16 protein-coding genes, 1 tRNA gene and 1 pseudogene are annotated in these 22012 nt (G+C 70.3%); 9 read left to right on the top strand and 9 right to left on the bottom strand.

The features are described 5' to 3' along the window. Window positions 1-217 precede the first annotated feature (217 nt). The 9 genes and pseudogenes from M1203_RS38840 to M1203_RS29235 all read left to right on the top strand — a co-directional run. Window positions 218-340, top strand: coding sequence for a hypothetical protein (locus tag M1203_RS38840; protein WP_283959154.1), 123 nt, complete (start codon window positions 218-220; stop codon window positions 338-340). A 250-nt stretch (window positions 341-590) separates the two neighbouring features. Then, entirely contained in the window at window positions 591-1397 is an 807-nt protein-coding gene (locus M1203_RS29260) for a hypothetical protein (protein WP_249952821.1), read from the top strand. Between the two features lie 759 nt (window positions 1398-2156). Then, complete coding sequence (locus M1203_RS38835) at window positions 2157-2291, top strand: hypothetical protein (RefSeq protein WP_283959153.1); 135 nt, start codon at window positions 2157-2159, stop codon at window positions 2289-2291. 24 nt (window positions 2292-2315) lie between these two features. Further along, entirely contained in the window at window positions 2316-2681 is a 366-nt protein-coding gene (locus tag M1203_RS29255) for a hypothetical protein (RefSeq protein ID WP_249952820.1), read from the top strand. Beyond that, entirely contained in the window at window positions 2620-3120 is a 501-nt protein-coding gene (locus tag M1203_RS29250) for a hypothetical protein (RefSeq protein ID WP_249952819.1), read from the top strand. Before M1203_RS29255 ends, M1203_RS29250 begins: the two co-directional genes overlap by 62 nt. A gap of 291 nt (window positions 3121-3411) precedes the next feature. Then, entirely contained in the window at window positions 3412-4194 is a 783-nt protein-coding gene (locus M1203_RS29245) for a hypothetical protein (protein ID WP_249952818.1), read from the top strand. Window positions 4195-4216: 22 nt separating this feature from the next. Continuing rightward, complete coding sequence (locus tag M1203_RS29240; RefSeq protein ID WP_249952817.1) at window positions 4217-4768, top strand: hypothetical protein; 552 nt, start codon at window positions 4217-4219, stop codon at window positions 4766-4768. 126 nt (window positions 4769-4894) lie between these two features. After that, window positions 4895-5029, top strand: a complete 135-nt coding sequence (locus M1203_RS38830) for a hypothetical protein (protein WP_283959152.1) — start codon at window positions 4895-4897, stop codon at window positions 5027-5029. A gap of 1023 nt (window positions 5030-6052) precedes the next feature. Next, window positions 6053-6393, top strand: a pseudogene (locus M1203_RS29235) (site-specific integrase); the annotation flags it as partial. Window positions 6394-6435: 42 nt separating this feature from the next. Here the strand turns inward: M1203_RS29235 and M1203_RS29230 are convergent. The 9 genes from M1203_RS29230 to M1203_RS29190 all read right to left on the bottom strand — a co-directional run bounded on the left by M1203_RS29230 (window position 6436) and on the right by M1203_RS29190 (window position 21835). Continuing rightward, window positions 6436-6509: transfer RNA gene (locus M1203_RS29230), tRNA-Thr, on the bottom strand. 97 nt (window positions 6510-6606) lie between these two features. Beyond that, the gene (locus M1203_RS29225; RefSeq protein ID WP_249952816.1) at window positions 6607-8160 is read right to left on the bottom strand and encodes an alpha/beta hydrolase; all 1554 of its coding nucleotides are present in this window, start codon (window positions 8158-8160) and stop codon (window positions 6607-6609) included. Window positions 8161-8311: 151 nt separating this feature from the next. Continuing rightward, complete coding sequence (locus M1203_RS29220) at window positions 8312-9517, bottom strand: DNA polymerase III subunit delta' (protein WP_249952815.1); 1206 nt, start codon at window positions 9515-9517, stop codon at window positions 8312-8314. Window positions 9518-9663: 146 nt separating this feature from the next. Then, window positions 9664-13104, bottom strand: a complete 3441-nt coding sequence (gene tmk / locus M1203_RS29215) for a dTMP kinase (RefSeq protein WP_249952814.1) — start codon at window positions 13102-13104, stop codon at window positions 9664-9666. A 223-nt stretch (window positions 13105-13327) separates the two neighbouring features. Continuing rightward, window positions 13328-16171, bottom strand: a complete 2844-nt coding sequence (gene topA / locus M1203_RS29210; RefSeq protein WP_249952813.1) for a type I DNA topoisomerase — start codon at window positions 16169-16171, stop codon at window positions 13328-13330. A 395-nt stretch (window positions 16172-16566) separates the two neighbouring features. Beyond that, entirely contained in the window at window positions 16567-16764 is a 198-nt protein-coding gene (locus M1203_RS29205) for a hypothetical protein (RefSeq protein ID WP_249952812.1), read from the bottom strand. Window positions 16765-16921: 157 nt separating this feature from the next. Further along, the gene (locus tag M1203_RS29200; RefSeq protein ID WP_249952811.1) at window positions 16922-18427 is read right to left on the bottom strand and encodes a methyltransferase; all 1506 of its coding nucleotides are present in this window, start codon (window positions 18425-18427) and stop codon (window positions 16922-16924) included. A 162-nt stretch (window positions 18428-18589) separates the two neighbouring features. After that, a complete protein-coding gene (locus M1203_RS29195) occupies window positions 18590-19177 on the bottom strand; it encodes a small secreted protein (protein ID WP_249952810.1) in 588 nt (195 codons plus the stop codon). 246 nt (window positions 19178-19423) lie between these two features. Continuing rightward, complete coding sequence (locus M1203_RS29190; RefSeq protein WP_249952809.1) at window positions 19424-21835, bottom strand: sodium-translocating pyrophosphatase; 2412 nt, start codon at window positions 21833-21835, stop codon at window positions 19424-19426. Window positions 21836-22012 lie beyond the last annotated feature (177 nt).

Raw genomic sequence — 22012 nt, 5'->3', positions numbered from 1 at the left:
CGAGCACCCCCGCTCGGTCCCCGCTGATTCCCGAACTTCACCCGCTCGGCGACGCCCTCGCCGCCGCCGGCGTCGCCGTCCGCTGGACGCTCAGCCTCACGGAGCAGCGCGACTTCTGGCACCTCGTCCAGCAGCACGGCGTCGAGGCCCTCGTCGAGTTCGCCGCCCGCCGCACCCAACCGGGCACCGAGCGAAACCGGCCCGCTACTAGCTGCGCGTGAGGGGCGACCTCGACCGCGCGCCGTCCGCCCGCCACGGCCCCAACGTCGTGCCGCTGCGCTCGCCGGCCCTCGCCACCGGCCTCGCCCTGCTGACGGCTCAAAAGGAGGGCACGCCGTGATCGACGGACACATCGCCTGCCCTGCTCACCTACGCCGGCCGGCTCGACTCCCGCGTGCGCCGCGCCCTCGCCGACCCTCAGCAGTCCGCCCGCACCATCGCCGATTGGACGGCCGCCCTCGCCGAGGCCCCCGCCCCCTGCCCGACACCGAGTGGGACGCCTCGCAGGCTCTGCGCCGCTACTACGAGCAGCGCGCCGGCGACCGGTCCGCACAGTTCCGCGTCGTCGAGCCGCACCACGTGCTCGCCGCATGGTCACCGCACCGCAGCGAGCTCATGAACCGGCACACCGACCCGTACCGGCAGCGGTCCCGGACGACCCGCAGCCATGGCGCGAGAAACTGCTCGGCACCCGAGCCGCGGTCGCCCACGGGCACACGCCACCGGCGCAGTACCGCGCCGAGATCAACTCGGCCGGGCAGAAACGTCTGTCCGTCCTCATGTCGGGATCCGGTAACAGTCCGCGCCGCTACATGCCCGAGCATGTCGCCCGCGATCTCGGCCCCTACCAGCCGGCCCGGGCCCAACGCGAGGCGATCGTCGCCGAGGGCATCCCCGACCCGCTCGGCGCCCGCTGCCCGCACTGCCACGCGCAGCCCGACCTGCCGTGCCAGAGCGGATACGGGCGCAATGGCAAGGGCCGCCGCGCGCTATCCGGCGTTCACCCCTCGCGCATCGAGGCCCTGATCGCCCAACTCGCCCCGACCGACGACGAGCAGGCCGAGGCCGAGCAGGTCCGCCTCGCCCACCTCATGTGCCAGCCACCAGCACCGCGCGAGACCCGCGCCCGCCGCACCTCGTGGAGGAAACCGCCGATGACTCCCGCAGCGCGCGCAGCGATCGCCGCTCGATTGACTGACGCACTCGACGTGCATCCCCACCTCGCCACACTCGCCGCGGCCGAGCTGCTCGACCGCCTCGCGATCGAGGGATGGGAGATCAACGCCACCCGGCACGCGCGACTGGTCGCGCCTCGCGCGCGGGAGACCCGCGACGCTCGGCGTCTCGTCGCTCACCTGACTCGCCGTACCCGTAAGAACGGAGACCCGAACCCATGAACGCCCGCACCCGTACTGATTCCCGCCGAGGCCGCCGCGAGCAGTGCGAGGTCGAGCGCGACGCCCTCGTCTGCACGTCCTGCTCTCCCGTGTCGACCGCGGCGTGCTCAACCCCCAGGAAACCGCCCTACTGCGCGTCGACGTAAGGCCGAGCTCAACGAGGCTCGGTCGCAGCTTTCCCGTAGCCACACGGGCAGTTGTACGCCGTCAACGCGATGACGACCCGCTTTGATGCACTTCCGAGTCACCGTGACCCCCGACAACCGGCTAACGCCCCAGGGTATTCGTGTGCGGCGCACACGCAGTCACAGACATGCCGCATACGAACGCACCGAACAGGAGCAGCGCCGATGACTTACGCGATCGCCGTACACGAGACCGTCGCCGCCCTGCGCTCCATCCGTAAGCAGTGGGCCGAGTTGCTGCTCGCCATCGAGACCCCGCCCGCGGATGTCTGGCCACCGCGGCAATTCGCGGACACCCTGCGCGTCGGCGACGAGCAGCTCGTCGTCGAGGATCGGGCACCGCTCGTGCTACGCGAGCACCCCGCCCCGGCCAACCTCGACCCGCTCGACACCGGCCTCGCCATCGAGCGGCAGGTGTTCGCCCTCGCCGACACCCTCATCGCCGCCGTCCAGCAAGCAGGCCACGGCGACCCGCGCCGATGGGGCTACCAACGCTCGGGCGCAGCAGACGCGCGGAGCGCGGCCGGATCGCACGCGCGGCCTGCACTTCGCGTGCGTGTGGGTCGAGGGGCGCGTGCTCGACGAGGACACCGAGCCCGAGCAGCACCTCGACGGCGCCCTCGCCGCACCGCCGCTCGCTCCCCTGCCCCCGCACCTGCTGCACGAGGCACGGCGTACCGCGCGCATCGCCGAGGGCCGGCTGCTGTGAACCCTCGGCCCCGACCGGCGCGCCATGCCCGTATCCGACCGGCCGTGCCCGTACTGCGCCGGCGAGCTCACCCTGCACACCGGGCCCAACGAGTCCCCGACCGTGACGTGCGCCGGGGTGGTGGTCTATTTCCCGGGAGTCAGCCGTGGACAGGAGAAGAGCGCCTATCCGCAGGTGAGGGGGGCCGGGTTGGCCGAGTGCGGCACCCATGCCGTCTTCACGGCCGAGGCCGTACCGCTGGCTGTCCATGAAACCGAGCTGGCCCAGCGCCTGTTCAGCTCACTGGCGCCGGGGATGCTCCTGCTGGCCGACCGGGGCTTTCGCGGCTTTGATCTGTGGCGGGCCCGCCGCCGCAACCGGCGCCGACCTGCTGTGGCGGGTCAGGAATGACGCCGTACTCCCCGTCCGGGCCCTGCTGGAGGACGGTTCCTACCTCTCGGAGATCGTTGCGGCCCGGGACAAGAACCATCGCGCTCACCCGGCCCGGGTCCGGGTGAGCGAGTACACGCTCGGCCACGACGGCAGCGACACGGTGTACCGGCTGATCACCACGATCCTGGACCCGAAGGCCGCTCCTGCCACGTCACTGACCAGGCGGCACTTTCCCCCCTCCCGGCTGGCCCGGGCACTGGTCACGGCCCTGCATGAGATCCGCGAACGGCTCCTGGCACCCAGACCGTCGCGCTCCAGCCCGCGCGTCATCAAACGCAAGATGTCCAACTGGAAGCTCAAACGCGCCGAGCACCACAATCCGCCCCGCCCCGACACTCCCCGCGTGACCTTTGTCGGGCCGACCAAGGCCAGGCCGACCCGCCGGAAGACAACCTAAATCACCGATATTGTGTCTGGATGAATGCTTCCGGTCTGCCCCCCCGAGCGAGAGTGCCCTCGGTCTGCGCCGCGACGGCCGCCCGATCTTGCCGATCAAGGGCGGCTCAGGCGAGGGCGGCGATCCCGCTTCGGCCGACGGCCCGAACCCCGGCACCGCACGCCGACCCGGGCACGCCTTCCACACCGCCGGCGGAACCATCCGGCCGCCGAGCGGCAGCTCGCCGACGCCACGAAGCGGGCCGAGCAGGCGACCACCGAACGCGACGCCGCCCTCGCCGAGGCTCGTCGGTTGGGCCTCGAGCTCACCGCCCACCAGGCCGCGCACAAGGGCGGCGCCGACCCTGCACGGCTGCTCGACTCCCGCTCGGTGGCCGACCAGTTCGAAGCCCTCGACCCGAGCGACGCGAAGTTCGCCGAGCGCCTCGACTCCGTGGTCGCCGCCGAGGTCGAGGCAAACCCGCTGCTGCGCGCCGGCGGCAGCACGCCGACCGGATCGCCCAAGGGCGGCGCCGACTTCGCTCCCGGCGCCCCGGCCACCGTCACTCCCGAGCAGTTCGCGCGCCTGAGCTACGCCGAGCGCGTCAACCTCCAGGGGTTCGACCCCGACCTGTATCGGCAGCTCTCTGCCGCATCCGAGTTAAGAGGCCGCCGCATGGCGACCGGAAGGACCACAGCGGCACAGATGATCGTGCCGGGCGTCTGGGCCGGCATGGTGCAGTCGAAGTTCAAGGGCGCAGTCGTGCTCGGCACGATGGCGCTCAACGACACCACTCTCGAAGGCGAGCCCGGCGACTCCGTCAACTTCCCCAAGTGGAAGGCCCTCGGAGAAGCCGAGGACTTGGCCGAGGGCACAGCGGTGCCCCCCGAGCAGCTAGGCACCGACCCGGGCGATAGCACCACGATCGAGGAAGCCGGCGAGGCTGTTGAGATCACGGAAAGGGCGAGGCTCGTTGCATTCGGCGATCCGTACACGGAGAGGCAGCGACAGCTCGGCGTGATCGCCCGAGAAGATCGACAAAGACCTAACAGCCGCGGCCGAGGCCTCCGGCGCCATCGCCGTCAACGCCTCTGACAAAGCCCTGTCGTGGGATGTGATGGTCGACGGCATCGCACGATTCGGTGACGAGTGGGAGCCGGACAACATGGCCAGCCTCGTCACTCACTCGCTTCAGCGCGCGAGCATCTACAAGGACCCGCACTTTCTCAGCTCGGACAGGGTCGGCGCAGGAGCAGTGATACCGCGCAGCGTGATCGGCCAGATCGGCGGCGTGAACGTGTGCGTCTCCGACCGCGCCACCACCGCCCCGGGCGCCGAGGGCATGCCAGCAACGTACAACGCGGCGATGGTGCGCCGCGGCTCCCTGAGCCTGCTCTACAAGCACCGGCCGATCGTCGAGACCCACCGCGACATTCTCGCCGGTACGACCGTGGTCACCACGAACGTGTACTACGCGACGCATCGCCTCGAAGACAAGGAGATCGTTGTTCTGACCACCGAGGGGCGGCGTGATGATGCTCCGCCGCCATCACCGCGAGGGTACGATTCCCCGGGCGACGACAAGCGGACAACGGAGGACGAGCAGATCAACGTCCCGCCCGCGAAGAAGCCGACGGCCCGATCTGCTGCCCGCAGCAAGAGGGCATGATCGTGACCCGCCAGTCCTACCGTCCCCGCGGTCCTCATTGCGTGAACTGGTCGGCCGGCCCCCGTTTAGGCCAAGCGGCTGCTCACCTGGGCCGGCGAGGACATCGACTCGGCCCTGCTCACCGCTGTGTACGCCGTCGACGAGGACGACGACCCGACCAACCCGGACGTGCGCGCCGCATTCAGGGACGCCACCTGTGCACAGGTCGAGTACCAACTCGCCGCCGACGACGGAACGGGCGCCAGCGGACAGTGGGACTAGGTCGGTATCGGCCCCGTCTCCCTGTCCGGGCGCAGCTCGACCACCGCGGCGACGACCGGCGTCGGCCTCGCCCCACGCACCGACCCAGCACTGCGCCGCGCCGGCCTCACCCTGGGGCGGGTGATCGCATGGTGACCGGCGTCCCCGAGGTCCTGCTGCGCCACCGCATCCGCATCGAGCCGTACCTCGCCGACACCGCATACGGTCCCACCTACGGGCCGCGGCCGAGGCGGTGCCCGCGCTTGTCGACCCCTTGCCCCGCATGGCCCGGGCGCCGGACGGACCGCAACCGCGCTCACCTTCGCCCGCCACGCAGCCCCTGGTCTTCCCGTTCCAGCCTGTACGGAAGTCAGTTACAAGTAGCCACTCTGCGGACTACTGAATGCCGCTAGTGACCTATCACGTAGTCCCGTATAGAAGAACGCGAATGGTCCATTCGCAAGCGATGAATTGAAGACTCGAATGACTCTTAAGACTTGCAGCAGGTTGCTATGGTGTAGCTACACGAGTCGCAGTTCAACTACAAGTCGGACTGCGACTGAAGCCCACACACGAGAAGTGCCGGGTCCGTGGCTGGTACCAGGGACCCGGCACGTGTGCGGGGTTGGGTGGGTCCGGCTGAGTTTCCGCCAGCCGGACCTATCTCAAGGTCCTTCAGCCGCTCCCGCCCTGACCTGCCGCGATCTAGCGCAGCAGCATCACCGCACATGTTGCGAGCGGGACCAGCGCACCCAAGATCGCAACCGCCGAGCGCACCCAGAGCGGTAGATCTTCGGGCTTACCTCCCGGTTCGCCTTCCATGCGCCTGCTCCTTTCTCCACAGGACACCCCGTGCTACGGGGAATCCGACCGAAGGTAACGGTCGGACGCATGGATGCGAGGAAGAGGCAGGCGCCTCAAATGCTACAGGGCTCACACGGCTCATATGGAATAACAGGAAGTATTCGGAGGCGAGTTGCAGATGAGCCCCCCCCGGGCTCACATCCGATGGAACGGCGACCGGGTCCTCGACCGCGCCCGAGCCGGCACGTCGCCGCCTCGCTCATGCTCGCCGCCGGGGGCGACATCAAGATCGTGTCCGAGACCCTCGGCCACAGTGAGAGCCGGATCACTCGGGACATCTATCAGTCGGTCCTGCCGAGCCGTGCGTCGGGGAGGTCGCACAGTTGGCTCTCGATCACCTCGTCGCGCAGATCGTCGAGGCCGCCGAGCGAGACGGCGGCTCGGTCGAGGACCTCGCGCAGATGGCACTCGCGCAGCTTTCCGGGTCGACCGAAGCAGCTCGCGAGCACGGTGGGCACGCAACGGGCACGCAGGGCACCGCGAAGATCATCGAATTTCGTCCCCGCCGCGTCCCGGCATGAAAGAACCCCAGGTCACGGCGAGTGAGTCCTGGGGTTTCTCTGAGCCGCCTTCGGGATTCGAACCCGAGACCTACGCATTACGAGTGCGTTGCTCTGGCCAACTGAGCTAAGGCGGCGCGCCTTCCGCACCATGGTGCGATCAGCAGCGCGGCCAAGTCTACACAGTTTTGGAGGGTGCTCCGTACACGCCTCCTGCGGGGGTCTTCTCGCAGGTCAGGAGCACTTCTTGCCGTCCGTCGGGGGTGTGCCCTCCAGGAGGTACGTGTTGATCGCCGTGTCGATGCAGTCGCTGCCGCGGCCGTACGCCGTGTGGCCGTCCCCGTCGTAGGTGAGGAGGGTGCCGGAGGAGAGCTGGGCCGCCAGGGACTGGGCCCACTTGTACGGGGTCGCCGGGTCGCGGGTGGTGCCGACCACGACGATCGGGGCCGCGCCCTTCGCCTCGATGCGGTGGGGGGAGCCGGTGGCCTTGGTGGGCCAGTAGGTGCAGTTCAGGGAGGCCCAGGCCAGGCCCCTGCCGAACACCGGGGAGGCCTGCTCGAAGGAGGGGAGCGCCTGGGTGACCTCTTCGGGGCTGCTGAAGGCCGGCGGGAGGTCCAGGCAGTTCACGGCCGAGTTGGCGTACATCAGATTGGCGTACGAGCCATCGCTGTCGCGCTCGTAGTACGAGTCGGCGAGGGAGAGCAGGGCCGCGCCGTCGCCCTTCATGGCGTCGGCGACGGCCTGGCGGAGCTGGGGCCAGGTGGACTCGTCGTACATCGCGGCGATCACGCCGGTCGTGGCCAGCGACTCGCCCAGGGGGCGGCTCGCGCCGGTCGGGACGGGCTTGGCGTCCAGTGTGGTGAAGAAGGTCTTCATACGATTCGAGACGTCGGCCGCCGACTTCGTCCCGAGGGGGCAGTCGGACTGTTTGACGCAGTCCTCGGCGAAGGCCCGGAAGGCGGTCTCGAAGCCCGCCGTCTGATCGCGGTTCAGCTCGCGGGCCGGGAGGGACGGGTCCATCGCACCGTCGAGGACGAGGCGGCCGGTGCGCTTCGGGAACAGTTCGGCGTAGGTCGCGCCGAGGAACGTGCCGTACGAGGCCCCGACGTACGACAGCTTCTGGTCGCCCAGCGCGGTACGGAAGATGTCCATGTCACGGGCCGCCTCGACCGTGGACACATGCGGGAGGATCGCGCCGGAGCGCTTCTCGCAGCCCTGGGCGAACTTCTTGAAGGACGCGGCCAGCTTCGCGGTCTCGGCCTGGTCGTCGGGCGTCTGATCGACCTGGGTGTACGCGTCCATCTCCTTGCCCGTGAGGCATTCGACGGGCTCGCTGCGGGCGACACCGCGCGGGTCGATGGCCACGATGTCGTACTGGGCGCGGATCTGCGCGGGGTAGCCGATGCCCGCGTACGCCTGGAGATAGCCGATGGCCGAGCCGCCGGGACCGCCCGGGTTGACCATGAGGGAGCCGAGGCGCTTGCCGGGGCCCGTTGCCTTCTTGCGGGAGACGGCCAGGTCGATCCGGGTCCCGTCCGGCTTCGTGTAGTCGAGCGGGGCCTTCAGCGTGGCGCACTCGAATCCGGGGACTCCGCACGCGCGCCAGGTGAGCTTCTGGTCGTAGTACTTCTTCAGGGCGGCAGGATCGATGGACACCGCGCCGGAGCCCGAATCCCCGCCCGGAGACGATGCCTCCGACGAGGAACCGCCGGAACTGCAGCCGGAGATCAGCAGACCGGCCGCCACGAACGCGGTGGCGGTGATACGGAACAGGCGCCTGGTGTCCATTCCGGGAGCCTAGCCGCCCAAACGCGTACACCGCCCGTCCGTGCTCGTACGGGTGATTCCCCGGGCAATCGGCCCGCTCGTACGTTCAGGCTGCTCGCGGCCCCGTCGCCCCGTACGGGCGGCTGCCCCGTACGGGCGGCCCGCTCCCCCGTCAGCCCGCCCGCAGCGAGACCGCCATCGCCTCCACCGCCAGCAGCGGCGCCACATTGCGGTCCAGCGCCTGGCGGCAGGCGACGATCGCCTCTATCCGGCGCAGCGTCCGCTCGGGCGTCGAGGCACGGGCGACCCGGTCAAGACCGTCCCGTACGTCCCCATTGGCGAGCGCGACGCGGGAGCCCAGCTGAATGGCGAGCACATCGCGGTAGAAGCCGGTCAGATCGGTGAGGGCCAGATCCAGGCTGTCCCGCTGCGTACGGGTGGAACGGCGCTTCTGGCGGTCGGCCAGCTCCTTCATCACGCCCGCCGTGCCCCGGGGCATCCGGCCACCCGCCGAGGCACCGAGCGCGGCCTTCATGTCCTCGGTCTCTTTGACGTCGACATCCTCCGCGACCTGCTTGGCGTCCTCCGTGGCGGCGTCGATCAGCTCCTGCGCCGCCCTGAGGCAGCCGCCGATGTCGTCCACACGCAGCGGCATCTTGAGAACGGTGGCGCGGCGGGCCCGTGCCCGTTCATCGGTGGCGAGACGGCGGGCCCGGCCGATATGTCCCTGGGTGGCCTGGGCCGCGGCGTGGGCGGCCTCGGGCTCGATACCGTCGCGCCGGATCAGGACATCGGCGACCGCCTCCACAGGCGGAGTACGCAGCACGAGATGGCGGCAGCGCGAACGGATCGTGGGCAGGACATCCTCCAGGGAGGGCGCGCAGAGCAGCCAGACCGTACGGGGCGCCGGCTCCTCCACCCCCTTGAGCAGGACGTTTCCCGCGCCCTCGGTGAGGCGGTCGGCGTCCTCCAGCACATTGACCTGCCAGCGTCCGCCGGCCGGTGCGAGCTGGGCGCGGCGGACCAGCTCGCGGGTCTCCTTGACGCCGATCGAGAGCAGATCGGTACGGATGATGTCCACATCGGCGTGCGTGCCGATCAGGCTCGTATGACAGCCGTCGCAGAACCCGCAGCCCGGCTCACCGCCGAGCGCCCGGTCCGGACTGGTGCACTGCAGAGCGGCGGCGAAGGCGCGGGCCGCGGTGGACCGGCCCGAACCGGGCGGCCCGGTGAACAGCCAGGCGTGCGTCATCCTCGACGCCTCCGGCGGATCGATGCCCGCGGCCTCGGCGGTCACGCGCGCGTCCGCGTCACGAGCGGCGGCAGTGAGCGCCGCCTGAACACGGTCCTGTCCGACCAGGTCGTCCCATACGGTCATGCGCCGTCACCACCTCCATGCATGTGCGGTCCCCACCTGTGTGAGCCCCGGATCCCATTGTGGGGCCGGGGTCTGACAGTCCGGCCGGTCCCGGGACACAGCACCCGGGACACCGGACTCGGGACACAGGACCCGGGACACCGGGCCTAGCGGCGGCGCCTGCCGTCGTGGTCGTCCGTCTCGTCATGCGGGCCGAGCAGTTCGTCCGCCAGGGTCGGAAGGTCGTCCAGCGGAGTCTCCTCCGCCCAGTCGGAGCGGCGGCGCGGGCGCTCGGGCGTACGCTCCGGACCACCCTCCCGATGCGCCTCCGGGTTGACCTGCGGCAGCTCGCGCGTGCGCTCATTGCCGCCCTCGGCGGGCGACGGCCGCGCGTCGTCCCGGAAGAAGCCCCGCGGCACCCGGTCGGCCGGATCCGCGTTCGGTACGGGCGGGAGTACGGCCGTCTCGTCGGCCGCGCGGCCGTCCCGTACCGGCGGGAGCACCGTCGTCTCGTCGGCCGCCCGGTCCGTCCGACCCGCCTGGTCGGTACGGCCATCACTCCGGCCCCGCTCACTCCGGTCATCCCGCTCGGCAGGCCGATCCGGATCCGGCACCTGCGGAATGACAGCCGTCTCGTCCGGATCCATCGGACGAACCGCCGGGACCTCCTGCGTCACCTCGTCCGGCGCGACCGCCGGCCTCTTGACGAGGGGCGTGGGGACCGTGATCTCGTTCGGCGAGACCCCAGGGGCCCCAGAGGCCCCCGGGGCCGCCGTGGTCTCGGCCTGGGCCGCCTCGGCCGCCGCCTGCTCCGCGCGCCGCCGCGCCTCTTCGGCACGCAGCAGCGCCTCCTCCGCCTTGCGCTGCTTCTCACGGCGCCGCTCCTCGGCCTCCGCCCGGAGCCTGGCCTCTTCCTGTGCCTGTCGCCTGAGACGCGCCTGCTCCGCCTCGTACGCCCGCTCCTCGGCCTCGCGCCGCTTCCGCTCCTCCTCGGCCTTCTTGCGCGCCTCCTCGGCGCGCTGCCTGGCCTCCTCCGCCTGCCGCTCGGCCTCGCGCTGCCGCGCCTCCTCCAGCTCGCGGCGCTTGCGCTCCTCCTCCTCGGCACGGAGCTTGGCGAGCTGCGCCTGCCGCTCGCGCTCCAGCCGCTCCTCCTCCGCCTTGCGCGCGGCCTCTTCCTCCGCCCTGCGGCGGGCTTCCTCGATGGCCGCCTTCCGCGCCTCCTCCTGGGCCTTCACCTCGGCCTCGGAGAGCGGCAGCATCTGGTCGAGCCGGTGCCGTACGACGGTGGTGACCGCCTCCGGCTCCTGGCCGCCGTCCACCACCAGATAGCGGGTGGGGTCGGCGGCGGCGAGGGTGAGGAAGCCGGACCGTACCCGCTGATGGAACTCCGCCGGCTCGGACTCCAGCCGGTCCGGCGCCTCCGTGAACCGCTCACGCGCCGTCTCCGGGGAGACGTCGAGGAGCACCGTCAGATGCGGAACGAGCCCGTCCGTCGCCCAGCGCGAAATACGGGCGATCTCGGTCGGCGAAAGATCACGCCCCGCGCCCTGGTAGGCCACGGACGAGTCGATGTAGCGGTCGGAGATCACGATCGCGCCGCGCTCCAGCGCCGGACGGACGACCGAATCGACATGCTCGGCGCGGTCGGCGGCGTACAGCAGGGCCTCGGCGCGGTTCGACAGACCGGCACTCGACACATCCAGCAGGATCGAGCGCAGCCGCTTGCCGATCGGGGTGGCGCCCGGCTCGCGTGTGACCACCACTTCATGGCCCTTGGCCCGGATCCAGTCGGCGAGCGCCTCCACCTGGGTCGACTTTCCGGCGCCGTCACCGCCTTCTATCGCCAGGAAGAAGCCGGTCGCGGCCGGGGCCTGTGCCGGGTCGGCCCCGCCGCGCAGCGCGTCGCGCAGATCGCGGCGCAGCGGCACACCGGACCGGTCGTCCGTCTTGGCGAGAACGACGGCCGCTACGGGCAGCAGCAGCGCGCCGACCAGTATCAGCGTGAAGGCCGCTCCGTCGTGCGCGAAGACGGAGTTGCCACCGGCGAGGCGGTGCGGGCCGATGGCCGCCGCGACGAGGGGGGCGACGACCACTCCGAGCCCGACGAACACCCTGGCTACAGCCTGTAGATGTTCGGTGACCCGAATACGACGGTACTCCTCCGTCTCCAGGTCGATAAGGGTGTGTCCGGTATTCGCCGCGACACCGGCCGTGAAGCCCGCGAACAGCGCCAGGAACAGCACGGTCGCCATGTCCGGCACAAGGCCCATGACCAGCAGCGCTATGCCGGTGACCGCGATCGCCAGCGCGAACAGACGGCGACGGGACAGCGCGGGCAGCACCCTGGCGGCGCCGCGGATACCCAGTCCCGTACCTCCGGTCAGGGCGAGGACGAGGAGTGCGAAGGCGACGGGACCGCCCCCGAGGTCCATGGCCTGGAGTGCGGAGACACCCACGGCGGCGGCGACGGCGCCGGCGATCGTGCCGCACGCGAGGACGAACAGCGACACCGCGCCCGTACGCCCCTTGTCCCGGCCACCGCTGCCGCCACTGCCGCCGCTGCGACCGCTGCCGCTGTCGCCGGATCCCTTGCCGCTCGCGGCGCCCACGGACCGGCGCAGCCCTTCGAGCGGGGAACGCGGGCGGGGCGTATGGCCGTCGGGCAGTTCGAGGAAGTAGAGCGTCGACACCGACGCGGCGAACAGACCGGCCGCGACGTACGACCCGAGGGCCGCCTGGTGCAGCGAGAACCAGTCGATCCCCGTGCCCAGCAGATTGCCGATCAGCGTGGCGACGAGCAGGACCGCCGCGGCGGCGGGGACGGCGGCGAAGGACGTACGGAGGGAGAGCCGGCGCAGCGCGTCGAGGTGGTCGGGCAGCGGGCGCACCGCGGCGCCCTCCAGCGGCGGAGCCGGCAGCAGCGCGGGAGCCGCGCTCTCCTTGGCGACCGTCCAGAAGCGCTCGGCGACACCGACGACGAAGACCGTGCTGAGGAGAATCGGCAGGGCGCGGTCGGGGGTCCATTCGAGCCACAGCGGCGCGACGATGAGGAGCGCGAGGCGCAGTACGTCCGCGACGATCATCGTCCAGCGTCGGTCCAGCGGGCCGCCGTCCCGCGCGGGCTTCGCGGATTTACCCGACTTGGCGGGCTTCTTGACCGCCGTGGCTCCAGCTGCCTCAGGCGTCGTCCCAGGTGTTCCAACCGCGTCACTCGCGGCGGTCGCGTCAGCAGCGTCGGCCGCCTTCTTGGCCCCGGCCCCGCCACCGGCGCCACCGGGCGCGATCAGCGCCGTCAGCGGCCCGAGGAGCACCGCCCCGAACAGCAGCGTGGCCAGAACCCGGGCCCCGAACACGGCGGCGACGGCGAACGCCACACCCCGGTATCCAGCACCGAACGAGCCCTCGGCGATCGCCGCCTGCAACGACAGCAGCAGAAGCACGAGTACGGCGAGTACGTCGCCGATCCCGCCGACGAACTGGGCACCCCAAAGCCGCCGCAGCGGTGGAAGGCGCAACAAGGATCGTACGGCGCGCTCTCGTGAGTCTGCGGCAAGTGCGTCGGAGTCGGAGGTGGGGCTCACGACCGTTGGCTGCTCGGCTCGCGTCATCCGCCCAGCCTATCCGGAGCCAGTGACATCCCTGGAGCCCCACCCGAACAGACGAACGCGACAGAGCGGGCGAGAAGCAGCGAATCACCCCGCTCTCGCGGCCCTCCGCCACTCCCCACGACTCAGCCGCCCAAGCATCCGGCTGCTTCGCCGACCGCCTGGTCCGACTTCCCGCCCGACGGACGTCCCGACGGACGTCCCGACGGACGTCCTGATCGACGTCCTATTCGTCCGACTTCGCCGACGCCGCCGACGACTTCGCGGCCGTCTTCTTCGCCGTCGTCTTCTTCGCCGCCGTCTTGGCGGTCGTCGTCTTCGCGGCAGCCTTCTTCGCGGTCGTCGCCTTCTTGGCGGGGGCCTTCTTCGCCGGAGCCTTCTTCGCCGCCTTCTTCGCGGTCTTCTTGGCCGGCCCCTTCGCACGCTTCTCCGCGAGGAGCTCGTAACCCCGCTCCGGAGTGATCGTCTCGACGCTGTCGTCGGTCCGCAGCGTCGCGTTCGTCTCGCCGTCCGTGACGTACGGGCCGAACCGCCCGTCCTTCACCACGACCGGCCGCTCGCTCACCGGGTCCGTACCCAGCTCCTTCAGCGGCGGCTTGGCCGCGGCCCGGCCCCGCTGCTTGGGCTGGGCGTAGATCGCCAGCGCCTCTTCCAGCGTGATGTCGAAGAGCTGGTCCTCATTCTCCAGCGAACGCGAGTCCGTGCCCTTCTTCAGATACGGGCCGTACCGGCCGTTCTGCGCGGTGATCTCGACACCTTCGGCGTCCGTACCGACCACCCGGGGCAGCGACATCAGCTTGAGGGCGTCGGCGAGCGTGACCGTGTCCAGGGACATGGACTTGAAGAGCGAGGCCGTACGCGGCTTGACCGCGTTCTTGCCGGTCTTCGGCGTCCCGTCCGGCAGGATCTCGGTGACATACGGCCCGTAACGACCGTCCTTGGCCACGATCTGGTGGCCGGACTCCGGGTCCGCGCCCAGCTCGAAGTCGCCGCTGGGCTTGGCCAGCAGTTCCTCGGCGTACTCGACCGTCAGCTCGTCGGGCGCCAGATCCTCCGGCACATCGGCGCGCTGATGGCCTTCCTCGTCCTTCTCGCCACGCTCGACATACGGGCCGTACCGCCCGACGCGCAGCATGATGCCGTCGCCGACGGGGAACGAGGAGATCTCCCGGGCGTCGATCGCGCCGAGGTCCGTGACCAGTTCCTTGAGACCGCCGAGGTGATCGCCGTCGCCGTTCCCGGCGCCCGACGCGACCCCCGCGTTGTGGTCGTCGCCCTCACCGAAGTAGAAGCGCCGCAGCCACGGCACGGCCTGCGCCTCGCCCTGCGCGATGCGGTCGAGGTCGTCCTCCATCTTGGCCGTGAAGTCGTAGTCGACCAGTCGGCCGAAGTGCGTCTCCAGCAGATTGACCACGGCGAACGAGAGGAAGGACGGGACGAGCGCCGTGCCCTTCTTGAACACATAGCCGCGGTCGAGGATGGTGCCGATGATCGAGGCGTAGGTCGACGGACGGCCGATCTCCCGCTCTTCCAACTCCTTGACCAGCGAGGCTTCGGTGTACCTGGCCGGCGGCTTCGTCGCGTGGCCGTCGACCGAGATCTCCTCGGCGGACAGCGCGTCGCCCTCCGCGACCTGCGGCAGCCGGCGCTCGCGGTCGTCCAGCTCCGCGTTCGGGTCGTCCGCGCCCTCGACGTACGCCTTCATGAAGCCGTGGAACGTGATCGTCTTGCCGGAAGCGGAGAATTCCGCGTCCCGGCCGTCGCTCGACCTGCCACCGATCTTGACGGTGACGCTGTTGCCGACCGCGTCCTTCATCTGGGAGGCGACGGTCCGCTTCCAGATCAGCTCGTAGAGCTTGAACTGGTCGCCGGTCAGTCCGGTCTCGGCGGGGGTACGGAACCGGTCGCCCGAGGGGCGGATCGCCTCGTGCGCCTCCTGCGCGTTCTTGACCTTGCCCGCGTACGTACGCGGCTTGTCCGGCAGATAGCCCGCCCCGTACAACTGCGTGACCTGCGCACGGGCCGCCGAGACAGCGGTGTCCGAGAGGGTCGTCGAGTCCGTACGCATATAGGTGATGAAGCCGTTCTCGTACAGCTTCTGCGCGACCTGCATCGTGGACTTCGCCCCGAAGCCCAGCTTGCGCGAGGCCTCCTGCTGGAGGGTCGTCGTACGGAAGGGGGCGTACGGGGAGCGGCGGTACGGCTTGGACTCGACCGAGCGCACCGAGAAGGAGGCGTTCTCCAGCGCGATGGCGAGCGCCCGTGCGTTGGCCTCGTCCAGATGCAGCACCTGGTCGGACTTGAGCCGGCCGTCCGGACCGAAGTCACGGCCCTGGGCGACACGCCGGCCGTCGACCGCGTTGAGCCGGGCGACCAGCGAGGACGGATCGGAGGCGTCTCCGGCGCGGCCGGTGGAGAACGTGCCGGTCAGATCCCAGTACTCGGCGGAGCGGAAGGCGATGCGCTCGCGCTCGCGCTCGACGACGAGGCGGGTGGCGACGGACTGGACGCGGCCCGCCGAGAGGCCGCGCATGACCTTCTTCCACAGGACGGGCGAGACCTCGTAGCCATAGAGCCGGTCGAGGATACGGCGGGTCTCCTGGGCGTCGACCATGCGCGTGTTCAGCTCGCGCGGATTGGCGACGGCGGCCCGGATCGCGTCCTTGGTGATCTCGTGGAAGACCATCCGGTGGACCGGGACCTTGGGCTTGAGAACTTCCTGGAGGTGCCACGCGATGGCCTCGCCCTCGCGGTCCTCATCGGTGGCGAGGTAGAGCTCGTCGGATTCGGCCAGCAGCTCCTTGAGCTTTCTGACCTGGGCCTTCTTATCGGCGTTGACGACGTAGATCGGCTGGAAGTCATGCTCGACGTCCACACCGAGGCGGCGCACCTCGCCGGTGTACTTCTCGGGCACCTCGGCGGCGCCGTTCGGGAGGTCGCGGATGTGCCCGACGCTCGCCTCGACGACATAGCCAGGGCCGAGGTAGCCCTTGATCGTCTTCGCCTTGGCAGGCGACTCGACGATGACGAGTCGGCGGCCGCCGTGTGCGGTCTCGCTGGTCGGGGACAACTTCGCTCTTCTCTCCGGTCGACGCTCGGTGGGCCCGTACGGCAGTACGGCAGTACGCCTTGGCGGGGCCCGGTACGGCCCAGCGGTGACGCTGCTTCGCTGCGGAGTGTGACGGTACAACCCGCCCCCGTGTCAAACGGCGAAAGCCCGCAACGGCCACTCGAACGGTAACCCGACTCCAGTCATTCCTGCCGCCCGGACCCCCGGGCTCGTCGCGTCGGAAAGCGGCGCCGGTGGTTCCGCCGGGGTACGGGACGACGGTTCCGGATCACGGTCCCTCGGCGCGTCCTGTGCAGGTCCGACGGCCTGCCGGGGCCGCGCACGGACCCGGATCGATCATGGCCCGAGATTCCGGTCCGGCTTCCTCGAACCGGGCTCGGATCCATCGGGAGCGCTCAGATACGACCGAAACACCACACGCCGAGAGCGAGAAAGACCACGCCCGAGAGTGTCGCGAGCGTGATGGAGGCCGCAGGCCGCACGCCATGGGCCACCGGCGCGCGGTGCAGGACGCGCGCTCCGGTCCACAGCAGCAGCGCACAGCCGAACAGCGCGAACGCCGTCCCCGCGAAGATCGCCGGCCCACTCTCCATGTCCGCACCCCGCTCGTTCCGTGGGCACCCGCTCGGGGCGCCAATGCCTCTGGGGGCCGAGGCTGGCACCTCGGGACGTCACCTGCGCGAATTCCGGGTGAACGCCGCGCACGCGTTCACCCGCACGCAGCGCGTTTCACTCCGCGCGGACCGGCCGTCAGCGCGCCACGGGCGTCGGTTCCAGGAATCCCTCCTCCACCAGCAGCCGGATCGCCTGCGGGGTGCGGTCCCGGAGCAGCACCGGGTCCTCCCCCATCAACTGACCGATCGCGTCCAGGATCCGCCCGGCGCTCAAGGTCCCGTCACAGACCCCCGCGAAGCCGGCCCCGACCGCGTCGACCTTCGTGGCCCGGCGCATACCCCGGTGCTGACGGAGCACCACATGCTCAGGGTCCTCGGCGCCCGGCAGCCCCACCTGCTCCTGGACCACCTCCGGCGCCAGTACGAAATGACCCGCGAGAAGCGCCGCGTCGTCGTGCGTCCGCAGATAGTCCTGGCGCTCGAAGTGCGCCCGTACGGTCTCGCCCAGCGGCTGCTCCACGGGATGCGGCCACTCCTCCACGACGACCGACTGCTCCGCGGCGCCCGTCTTCCTGAGCGTGATCCAGCCGAAGCCGACGGCCTTGGTCTTACGGGCCTCGAACTCGTCCAGCCACGCTTCGTACCGCGCGGTGTACTCCCCCGGGTCGCTCCTGTGGTCACCACTGTCGCGCAGCCAGAGCTCCGCGTACTGCGTCACGTCCTGGACCTCGCGCTGCACGATCCAGGCGTCACAGCCGCGCGGCACCCAGGAGCGCAGCCGCTGCTGCCATTCCTCCCCCTCCACGTGCTGCCAGTTGGCGAGGAAGTGCGCGAATCCGCCCTCGTTCAGCCGCTCCCCCGCCTGCTGGACGAGCGTGCGGCACAGCTCGTCCCCGCCCATCCCGCCGTCGCGGTAGGTGAGCCGGGCTCCCGGCGAGATCACGAACGGCGGGTTCGAGACGATCAGGTCGTACGTCTCGTCCGCGACCGGCTCGAAGAGCGAGCCCTCGCGCAGGTCGGCGGCGGGGGCGCCGGAGAGTGCCAGGGTCAGCCGGGTGAAGCCGAGCGCACGCGGATTGAGATCGGTGGCCGTGACGCGCGTGGCGTGCTGAGCGGCGTGCAGCGCCTGGATGCCGGAGCCGCAGCCCAGATCGAGCGCGCTCCCGACCGGTGTCCGTACGGTGATCCCGGCCAGGGTCGTCGAGGCGCCGCCGACACCGAGCACCACCCCCTCGTCATGGCCGCCGGCGCCCGAGGCGCCGCCGACCGCGCAGCCCAGGTCGGAGACGATGAACCAGTCCTGTCCTTCGGGCCCGCTGTACGGCCGTACGTCCACCGTCGCGTGGATGTCGTCCTCGCCCTGGACGACCCAGCCGTCGGCCAGCACCTCGTCGAGCGGCAGGGCAGCGGCCGCGCGCTCCTTGGAGACCGGGCGCTGGAGCAGGAAGAGCCGCACGAGCGTTTCGAGCGGGGTGTCGCCGGGGGTGGCGCGCAGCGCGGGCACGGTCTCGCTGCGGGCCAGCGCGGCATAGGCGGGTGCGCCGAGCAGATCGAGCAGGCCGTCGGCGGTGAAGTCGGCGGCGAGCAGGGCCGCGCGGAGTCGGGGCGAGTGGTCGGACGCGGGAAGGCTGGTCGTACTCACCCACTCATTGTGGCGGCTGCCACTGACAACGGCCCGCGGCCCGGTCCCTCCGTGCGGGGGGACCGGGCCGCGGGCCGCGTGCGACCGCGTTCCGGAGCGGCATGAAGCGCCTGAGGGCGTCCGGCAGCGGGTGCCGGAGAGGCTACGACCCGGCCCGGGAGCTTATGACCCGGCCGCCGGAGAGCCGGACCCGCCGGCCGCCACCGGTGGCTTCTGGCAGCCGGCCTGCTTCGCCATCGCCTTGCCGACATCGCCGGACTGGAGCTTCTGGAGCGCCTGGTCGCCGCTCTTGCTGAGCTTGTCCAGCTCGTCCGCGACGCCCTTGAGGCCGTCCGCGAAGTCCGCCTGGTCCTTGATGTCGAGCGCGTCGACCTTCGTCTTGAGGCCCGCGTACGCCGTCGCGGTGGCGTTGAGTTCCTTGACGGCGTCCTTCTGGGTCTTCTCGCCGTCCGTGATGGGCGGTGAGCCCGCGCTGTCCACGGCGGAGCCCAGCGCCTTGTAGGCGTCGGAGATGGACTGGAAGGCGGCCGAGTCGGCCTTCTGGACATCAGCGGGCTTGCTGCTGTCGGAGGTCGCCTGCTGGATGGAGGTGTTGGAGTTCGCGATCTTCGTCAGCTGAGGCTGAACCTGGTCACAGACCTTCTTGGCCCAGGCGTTCACCTTTTGGTCGCTGTCATCACCACTGCAGCCGGACAGCGCCATGAGCAGCACCGCACCGCCGGACAGCGCGGCCACAAGCTTCTTGTTCACCGGTTGGGTCCCTTCCAAGGCTCTCGGCCCCGGAACATACACGCCAAGTGGGCGACAACCACACGCCGAACGTCCGGTACGTGCCCTATTGCAGCCATTTGCACCAAGGGAGAGACACCTCACGCCGGGCGCGCGGTGTCCGGGGTCGGCGCGAACGGGCACGCCGTCCGGGGTCGGCGCGAGCGGGCGGGTGGCGCGCGTCACTCCGCGCCACCCGCCCGCTCCCCCTCAGGGTCGACCGGGTCGTCAGGAGGCCGCCACCGGGTCGGGCGACTTCTCGTTCCCGCCGCCGGAACCGCCCCCGCCGCCCTCACCTCCGCCGTCCACCGTGACCGATCGGCGTTTGGAGACATAAACCGCGCCGATGATGACGGCGAGGGCGAGCACCGCCACCAGCGCGCGGACTCCGGCGCTGGCGTCGGCTCCGTAACTGAACTGCACGACCGCCGGGGCGATGAGCAGCGCCACCAGGTTCATCACCTTCAGCAGCGGGTTGATGGCGGGGCCCGCCGTGTCCTTGAACGGGTCCCCCACCGTGTCCCCGATGACCGTCGCGGCATGGGCCTCACTGCCCTTTCCTCCGTGATGACCGTCCTCGACGAGCTTCTTCGCGTTGTCCCAGGCACCTCCGGAGTTGGCGAGGAAGACGGCCATCAGCGTGCCCGTACCGATCGCGCCGGCCAGGAACGAGCCGAGCGCGCCCACCCCGAGCGTGAAACCGACGGCGATGGGGGTGAGGACGGCGAGCAGCCCCGGGGTGGCCAGCTCGCGCAGCGCGTCCTTGGTGCAGATGTCGACCACCCGGCCGTACTCCGGTTTCTCGGTGTAATCCATGATCCCGGGGTGCTCGCGGAACTGCCGGCGCACCTCGTAGACCACCGAACCGGCCGATCGCGAGACCGCGTTGATCGCCAGCCCCGAGAAGAGGAAGACGACCGCGGCGCCGAGAATCAGCCCGACCAGGTTGTTGGGCTGGGAGATGTCCAGACTGAGCGTCAGCTCGCCCGCTCTGGCCCCCACATCCGCGACGGCCGTGGCGATGGCGTCCCGGTACGAGCCGAAGAGCGCCGACGCGGCGAGTACGGCCGTGGCGATGGCGATGCCCTTGGTGATGGCCTTCGTGGTGTTCCCCACGGCGTCGAGGTCGGTGAGCACCTGCGCGCCCGCGCCCTCGACGTCGCCCGACATCTCGGCGATGCCCTGGGCGTTGTCGGAGACCGGCCCGAAGGTGTCCATGGCGACGATGACACCGACGGTGGTGAGCAGACCGGTGCCCGCGAGGGCCACCGCGAAGAGGGCGAGCGTGATCGACGCACCGCCGATCAGGAACGCCCCGTAGACCGCGAGACCGATCAGCAGCGCCGTATAGACCGCCGACTCCAGACCGATGGCCACGCCCGCGAGGACGACGGTGGCGGGGCCCGTCAGGGCGGATTTGCCGATGTCCTTGACCGGGCGCCGGGTGGTCTCGGTGAAGTAGCCGGTGAGCTGCTGGATCAGGGCCGCCAGCACGATACCGATGGCGACCGCGAGCAGGGCGAGCACCCGGGGGTCACCGCTGTGCGTCAGGATCGCCGGGTCGGTGACCCCGTCCAGCTCGGCGTACGAGGACGGCAGGTAGACGAAGGACGCCACGGCCACCAGCGCGAGCGAGATCACCGCGGAGATGAAGAAACCGCGGTTGATGGCGCTCATCCCGCTGCGGTCGGCCCTGCGCGGGGCGACGGCGAAGATGCCGATCATGGCCGTGATCACCCCGATCGCGGGGACGATCAGCGGGAAGGCCAGCCCGAAGTCCCCGAACGCCGCCTTGCCGAGGATCAGCGCGGCCACCAGCGTCACCGCGTACGACTCGAACAGGTCGGCCGCCATCCCCGCGCAGTCGCCGACGTTGTCGCCCACGTTGTCCGCGATGGTCGCCGCGTTGCGCGGATCGTCCTCCGGAATGCCCTGCTCCACTTTGCCGACCAGGTCGGCGCCGACATCGGCCGCCTTGGTGAAGATGCCGCCTCCGACTCGCATGAACATGGCGATCAGCGCGGCGCCGAGACCGAAGCCCTCCAGCACCTTGGGGGCGTCGGCGGCATAGACGAGGACCACACAGGAGGCGCCGAGCAGACCGAGGCCCACCGTGAACATGCCGACCACGCCACCCGTACGGAATGCGATCTTCATGGCTTTGTGCGAAACGGCCGTGAGATCTTTCTCCGGCTCACCTTCCGCCGGTGTCGCCTCACGCGCGGCCGCCGCCACGCGCACATTGCTGCGTACGGCGAGACGCATGCCGATGTATCCGGTGGCCGCCGAGAAAAGCGCACCTACCAGGAAGAACAACGAACGTCCCGCGCGTTGTGACCAGTTGTCGGCCGGCAACAACATCAGCAGGAAGAACACCACGACGGCGAATACGCCGAGGGTGCGCAACTGCCGTGCCAGATAGGCATTGGCGCCTTCCTGTACGGCGGCCGCGATCTCCTTCATCGAATCGGTGCCCTCGCCGGCCGCCAGCACCTGGCGCACCAGCAGCTGTGCCACGAACAGCGCCGCCAGCGCGACGACCGCGATGACGATCACGATGACGCGGTTGTCGTCCGTGAGTATCGCGGCAGCGAGAGAAGTGGGGTGCTCGGACAGTTGTGGTTGGTAGTGCCCCGCCATTCGTCCTCCTTGACGCTCAGCGTTCAAGATGGACGGATTGTAGGGAGCGGAACCTGATCAAAACAGAGCACGCCACATGCAATTGACCTTGACTTATCGAATGACCTTGGAAGGGGTAATGGGATAAGCGCGTTAATGGGTGATCGATAATCCGATGGAAAAAAGAAAGACCCTGCT

Origin of the sequence: Streptomyces sp. 35G-GA-8 (assembly GCF_023534745.1) — a bacterium.
Taxonomy (GTDB): domain Bacteria; phylum Actinomycetota; class Actinomycetes; order Streptomycetales; family Streptomycetaceae; genus Streptomyces.
The sequence above is the reverse complement of the archived record's forward strand: the minus strand, read 5'-3'. Positions and strand labels throughout refer to the sequence as shown.